Below are 6,757 nucleotides of genomic sequence, written 5' to 3'. Positions count from 1 at the left end.
CCAGTTCCGCGTCCGCGCGTGTCAGCCTCCGGGCGGTGGGGCACGCGCGGACGCGGAACTGGGGGCACGGGGAGTATGGAGAACGGGCCGGCGATCTTCACGGGGATGGTGTTCGCCCTGTTCGGAGGGGGGCTGCTGGTGTGGACCGGGGTGCGGGCCCGGCAGCGGCAGCCGGTGGCGCACGGTGTGAGTCCGGTCGCATCGGTGGCCCTCGCGGGCGTCGTCGGGGTGCTCGCGTTCGCCGTGGGGGCATGGTGTTTCACACGAGTGTGAGCATCATGGAAGGGACGCTGCGCCGGTAAGAGGGAGTCCATCGCTCCGGATCGGCCGGAAAGCGGCGGCGGACACACCGGGCGGCAGGAATGGCGGAAGTCGGGTTACCGTTCGAGTGGCCGTTGCGGGCTTTTACCGTTTGACAACAGGGCGGGATGTACCGTCACACTCCGCAGCGTCACCACCACCCGACCCCGGGAACGAGAAGGCCTGGGGAGGCCCCAGCGTCGACCGGAGAGAAGAGCCAAGTTGTCCCCGACCAGCGAGACCGCACAGGGCGGCCGCCGACTCGTCATCGTCGAGTCGCCTGCCAAGGCGAAGACGATCAAGGGCTACCTGGGCCCCGGCTACGTAGTCGAAGCGAGCGTCGGGCACATCCGCGACCTTCCCAACGGCGCCGCGGAGGTGCCGGAGAAGTACACCGGCGAGGTGCGCCGCCTCGGCGTGGACGTCGAGCACGACTTCGAGCCGATCTATGTCGTCAACGCCGACAAGAAGGCCCAGGTCAAGAAGCTCAAGGACCTGCTGAAGGAGTCCGACGAGCTCTACCTCGCCACCGATGAGGACCGCGAGGGCGAGGCCATCGCCTGGCACCTCCAGGAGGTGCTGAAGCCGAAGGTCCCGGTCAAGCGGATGGTCTTCCACGAGATCACCAAGGCCGCGATCCAGGCCGCCGTGGCCAACCCGCGCCAGCTCAACCAGAAGCTGGTCGACGCCCAGGAGACCCGCCGCATCCTCGACCGCCTCTACGGCTACGAGGTCTCACCGGTGCTGTGGAAGAAGGTCATGCCGCGGCTGTCGGCGGGCCGCGTGCAGTCCGTCGCGACCCGGCTGGTCGTGGAGCGGGAGCGCGAGCGCATCGCGTTCCGCTCCGCCGAGTACTGGGACCTCACCGGCACCTTCGCCACGGGCCGCGCGGGTGACCCGTCCGACCCGTCGTCGTTGGTCGCCCGGCTCCAGACGGTCGACGGCCGGCGTGTCGCCCAGGGCCGCGACTTCGACTCCCTCGGGCAGCTGAAGGGCGCGAACACCCTCCACCTCGACGAGGCGAACGCCCGCGCGCTCGCCGCCGCACTGGAGGACACCCGGTTCTCGGTCCGGTCCGTCGAGTCCAAGCCGTACCGCCGCTCGCCGTACGCCCCGTTCCGTACGACGACCCTCCAGCAGGAGGCCAGCCGCAAGCTCGGCTTCGGCGCGAAGGCCACGATGCAGATCGCGCAGAAGCTGTACGAGAACGGCTACATCACGTACATGCGTACGGACTCCACGACGCTGAGCGACACGGCGATCTCCGCCGCCCGCGCCCAGGTCACGCAGCTGTACGGCGCCGACTACCTGCCGCCGCAGCCGCGTACGTACGCCGCGAAGGTGAAGAACGCGCAGGAGGCGCACGAGGCGATCCGCCCCTCGGGTGATCGTTTCCGCACGCCCGCCGAGACCGGTCTGACCGGTGACCAGTTCAAGCTGTACGAGCTGATCTGGAAGCGGACCGTCGCCTCCCAGATGAAGGACGCGACCGGCAACTCCGTCACCGTGAAGATCGGCGGCACCGCCGCCGACGGGCGGGACGTCGAGTTCAGCGCGTCCGGCAAGACCATCACCTTCCACGGCTTCCTCAAGGCCTACGTCGAGGGCGCTGACGACCCGAACGCCGAGCTGGACGACCGTGAGCGCCGGCTGCCGCAGGTCGCCGAGGGCGACCCGCTGACGGCCGACGAGATCACCGTCGACGGTCACTCCACCAAGCCCCCGGCCCGCTACACCGAGGCGTCGCTGGTCAAGGAGCTGGAGGAGCGGGAGATCGGCCGCCCGTCGACGTACGCGTCGATCATCGGCACCATCCTCGACCGCGGCTACGTCTTCAAGAAGGGCACGGCCCTCGTGCCGTCCTTCCTCTCCTTCGCCGTGGTCAACCTCCTGGAGAAGCACTTCGGGCGGCTCGTCGACTACGACTTCACCGCCAAGATGGAGGACGACCTCGACCGCATCGCGCGCGGCGAGGCGCAGGCCGTGCCGTGGCTGAAGCGGTTCTACTTCGGCGAGGGCACCGTCGAGGGCATGGCCGCCGACGCCGGCAACGGCGACGGGGACCACCTCGGCGGCCTCAAGGAGCTGGTCACGGACCTGGGCGCGATCGACGCCCGCGAGGTGTCGTCGTTCCCGGTCGGCAACGACATCGTGCTGCGGGTCGGCCGCTACGGGCCGTACATCGAGCGCGGCGACAAGGACACCGACGGCCACCAGCGCGCGGACATCCCCGAGGACCTGGCGCCCGACGAGCTGACCGTCGAGCTGGCCGAGGAACTGCTCGCCAAGCCGAGCGGCGACTTCGAGCTGGGCGTCGACCCCGCCACCGGCCACACCATCGTCGCCAAGGACGGCCGCTACGGCCCGTACGTCACGGAGATCCTCCCCGAGGGCACCCCGAAGACCGGGAAGAACGCGGTCAAGCCGCGTACGGCGTCACTGTTCAAGTCGATGGCGCTGGACACGGTGACGCTGGAGGACGCGCTCAAGCTGATGTCGCTGCCGCGCGTCGTCGGCACCGACACCGACGGCCAGGAGATCACCGCGCAGAACGGCCGCTACGGCCCGTACCTGAAGAAGGGCACGGACTCGCGGTCGCTCCAGTCCGAGGAGCAGCTCTTCACGATCACGCTCGAAGAGGCCCAGGCGATCTACGCCCAGCCCAAGCAGCGTGGCCGCGCGGCCGCCAAGCCGCCACTGAAGGAGCTGGGCGAGGACCCGGTCAGCGGAAAGCCGGTCGTGGTGAAGGACGGCCGCTTCGGCCCGTACGTCACCGACGGCGAGACCAACGCGACCCTGCGCTCCGGTGACAGCGTCGAGACGATCACGCCGGAGCGGGGCTTCGAGCTGCTCGCCGAGAAGCGGGCGAAGGCGCCCGCCAAGAAGACGGCGAAGAAGGCGGCGACGAAGAAGACCACGGCGGCCAAGACCACGGCCGCGAAGAAGACGGCCGCCAAGAAGACCACGGCCGCGAAGAAGACGGCGGCGAAGAAGACCGCCGCCAAGACGACGGCCGCCAAGACGACGGCCGCCAAGACGACGGCCGTGAAGAAGACGGCCGTGAAGAAGGCCACGGCGTCCAAGGCGGCGTCCGAGGACTGAGCACCGCGGCGGGAGCCGGGCGGGTGTGTCCCGGCGGGCGCGGGGTAGGCGGTTTCCGGCGGGAGCCGGGTGCGTGTCACCCGGCGAGCGCCGGGTGTGGGTGATTTCCTGCGAACGCCGGACGGGCTTTCCCCGTCCGGCGTTCGCGAAACCCAACACTCCGGCAACGTTCGGGTGTCAAGGCGTGCGGGCGTTCGGGCGCGCGCCGCGGAGTGTCGGCCCGGCCCGATAGGCTGAACGCATGACGCGAGCCGAGCAGCCAACGGCCCCTCACCCGGACCCCGACGACGCGCTGGTAGCGGACTCCCGCGAGCGCGCCGTCCGCTCCCTGTTGCGCCAGCCACAGCTGAAACGGCTGTGGAGTGCGCAACTGGTGAGCGGGGTCGGTGATGTCCTCGCTCTTCTCGTGCTGGTCCTGCTCGCCCTCCAGGCCGCCATCGCCGCGGGCTCCTTCGGCGGCGGCTACCGAGGCGTGGCGTTCGCAGTGGCGACCGTTTTCGGGGTGCGCATCCTGGCCACCCTGCTCTTCGGCGCCGTCCTCCTCGGCCCGCTCACCTCGCTCACCTCGCCGGACGGTCCCCTCGACCGCCGCTGGACCATGGTCGGCGCGGACGGCGTGCGCGCCGCGTTGCTGATCGTGGCCCCGCTGTGGATCGACTGGACACCGGACGACGCGCTCGCCGTGCTCCTGGTCACCGTCTTCGTCACCGGCGTCGCCGAGCGGTTCTGGACGGTGTGCCGGGAGAGCGCCGCGCCCGCCCTGCTCCCCGCCCCGCCCCCGGAGGGCGCGACGGTACGGCCGCTGCCCGACCACCTGGACGCCCTGCGCCGCCTGTCGCTGCGCACGAACTTCGTGGCGATCCCCGTCGCGGGCGCCGTGCTGGTCGCCGCCGCCCTGCTCAACAACCTCCTCGGTGCCGGTGCCGACTGGTTCTCCCAGCACCAGGCGGCCCTCGGCGCGTATGTCGCGGCCGGCCTGTTCGCCGCGTCCCTGTCCGTGCTGAGCTTCCTCGACCTGCCCGCCACGCGCACCCCCCGCGCGCGGTCGCCGCTGGAGGGCCTGCGCCGCCCGAAGACCGGCGCCGGCGCCGACAAGGGCCGCACCGGCGCGATCCCGCTGCTGGTGCTCGCCTGCGCCGCCGTCGCGGGCGCGGTCGCCGCCGCGGTCGCCGTCTCCGTGCTGCACGCCAAGGACCTGGGCGGCGGCCCCGTGACGTACGGCCTGCTCGTGCTCGCGCTGACCGGCGGTGTCGTCGTCGGCATCCGTACGGCGCCCAGGGTGCTGGTGTCGCTGTCGCGGCGCCGCATGCTCGCGCTGGCCGTCGCCTTCACCGGTGTCGCCCTGCTGGCCGCCGGGCTGGTCCCGGACGTCACCACCGTGCTGCTCATCGTCGCCCTGGCCGGGGTCGGCGCGGGCATGGCCGCCAACACCGGGCACGCGCTGCTCGACCAGGAGACCGAGGAGTACCGGCGCGCCCGCACCACCGAGCACCTGCACGCCGTCGTCCGGGTCTTCGTGGCGCTCGGCGCCCTGCTCGCGCCCCTGGTGGCCGCGCTGATCGGGCCGCACCGGCTGGAGAGCGGAAAGTTCGTCTTCGCGCACGGCGGCGCCGCGTTCACCCTGATGCTGGTCGGCGCGCTGCTGCTGCCGGTGGCCGCGCTGGTCCTCGCGAGGCTCGACGACCGCTCCGGCGTGCCGCTGCGGCACGACCTGCGGGACGCGGTGCTCGGCGGCGACGACCCCGTGCAGGCGCCCGCGGGCACCGGATTCTTCATCGCCCTGGAGGGCGGCGACGGCGCCGGGAAGTCCACCCAGGCCGAAGCGCTCGCCGAGTGGATCCGCGGCAAGGGCCACGAGGTCGTGGTCACCCGCGAGCCCGGCGCCACGCCGGTCGGCAAGCGGCTGCGGTCCATCCTGCTCGACGTGTCGAGCGCCGGACTGTCGCACCGCGCGGAGGCCCTGCTGTACGCCGCGGACCGCGCGGAGCACGTCGACACCGTGGTGCGGCCCGCGCTGGAGCGGGGCGCGGTGGTCGTCTCCGACCGGTACATCGACTCGTCCGTTGCCTACCAGGGCGCGGGGCGCGACCTGTCCCCGACGGAGATCGCCCGCATCAACCGCTGGGCGACCAACGGGCTCGTCCCGCACCTGACCGTGCTGCTGGACGTCGCACCGGAGACCGCCCGCGAGCGGTTCACCGAGGCGCCGGACCGGCTGGAGTCGGAGCCCGCCGAGTTCCACGCGCGCGTGCGCTCCGGATTCCTGACGCTCGCCGCGTCCGACCCCGGGCGCTACCTCGTCGTCGACGCCGGGCAGGAGCCAGAGGCCGTCACCACCGTCATCCGCGCCCGGCTCGACCAGGTGCTGCCGCTCTCCCAGGCCGAGATCGAGGCCCGCGAGGAAGCGCGCCGCAAGGCCGAGGAGGAGGCCCGCCGCAAGGCCGAGGAAGAGGCCGCCCGCAAGGCCGAGGAGGAGCGCCTGGAGCGCGAGCGCCAGGAACAGCTCGCCCGGCTGCGCGCCGAGGAGGAGGAGCGCAAGCGGCGCGAGCTGGAGGAGGCGCAGCGGCGCGAGGCCGAACGGCAGGCCGAGGAGGCCCGGCTGCGGGCCGAGGAGGCGCGCCGGCGCGCGGAGGAGGAGCGGCAGCGGCTGCTCGCCGAGGAGAAGGCGCGGGCCGAGGAAGAGGCCCGGCGCAAGGCCGAGGAGGAGCGGCGCCGCCGGCAGGCCGAGGAGGAGGCCCGGCTGCGGGCCGAGGCCGAGGCGCGGCGGCTGGAGAAGCAGCGCAAGGCGGAGGAGGCCCTGCTGCGCGCCGAGGAGGCCCGGCGGGCCGCCGAGCAGGCCGCTGCCGCCGCGCAGGCGGGCCCGAAGCCGCCCGCACCGGTGGCTCCCGCGCCCCCTGCGGAGGCGGTGACCGTGCCGACGCCCGTGGTGCGGCCCGGAGAGGCCGCGGACGACGCGACGACGGTGCTGCGGCCGGTGCGGGAGCGCGAGGCGCGGCGGCGCGACCCCGACTCCGAGGTGACGGCCGAGCTGCCGCAGCCGCCGGTCGCGGAAGGCGCGCAGGCCGTGCCGGGTGCCGCCGACGAGACGGCGGTGCTGCCGCAGGTGCCGGGTGGCGGGGACGAGACGGCGGTGCTGCCGCCGGTGCGCGGGGAGGCTCCGGCGGACCGGGTTCCGCAGGGCTTCTTCCGCGACGAGCGGGACGGGGCCGGGTCCGACGACTCCGCCGACCGTACGCGCGAGCTGCCGCAGGTCGACGCCGAGGACACCGCACCGCGCCGAGCCCGGTCCGACTGGGCGGAGGAAACCCCGCTGGACGACCTGCCGACGCTGGCGGACGAACTGCTGGGGCCGCGG

Annotated in this window: 3 protein-coding genes; all 3 read left to right on the top strand. The window is 73.1% G+C overall.

Features of this window, described 5'->3' with window-relative positions; translation table 11 throughout:
- Positions 1-75: 75 nt before the first annotated feature.
- Positions 76-273 carry a hypothetical protein gene (locus tag CCN42_RS17195; RefSeq protein WP_086736738.1) on the top strand — a complete coding sequence of 66 codons (198 nt, stop codon included), beginning with the start codon at positions 76-78 and terminating at the stop codon, positions 271-273.
- 249 nt (positions 274-522) lie between these two features.
- On the top strand, positions 523-3,402 hold the full coding sequence (topA, locus tag CCN42_RS17190) for a type I DNA topoisomerase (protein ID WP_086736736.1): 2,880 nt from the start codon (positions 523-525) through the stop codon (positions 3,400-3,402).
- Between the two features lie 241 nt (positions 3,403-3,643).
- Positions 3,644-6,757, top strand: a 3,114-nt coding sequence (gene tmk / locus CCN42_RS17185; protein WP_086736740.1) for a dTMP kinase, incomplete at its 3' end; no start/stop codon positions are given.

The sequence above is a fragment of the Streptomyces glaucescens genome, assembly GCF_002154375.1.
GTDB classification, from domain to species: Bacteria; Actinomycetota; Actinomycetes; order Streptomycetales; family Streptomycetaceae; genus Streptomyces; species Streptomyces glaucescens.
The sequence above is the reverse complement of the archived record's forward strand: the minus strand, read 5'-3'. Positions and strand labels throughout refer to the sequence as shown.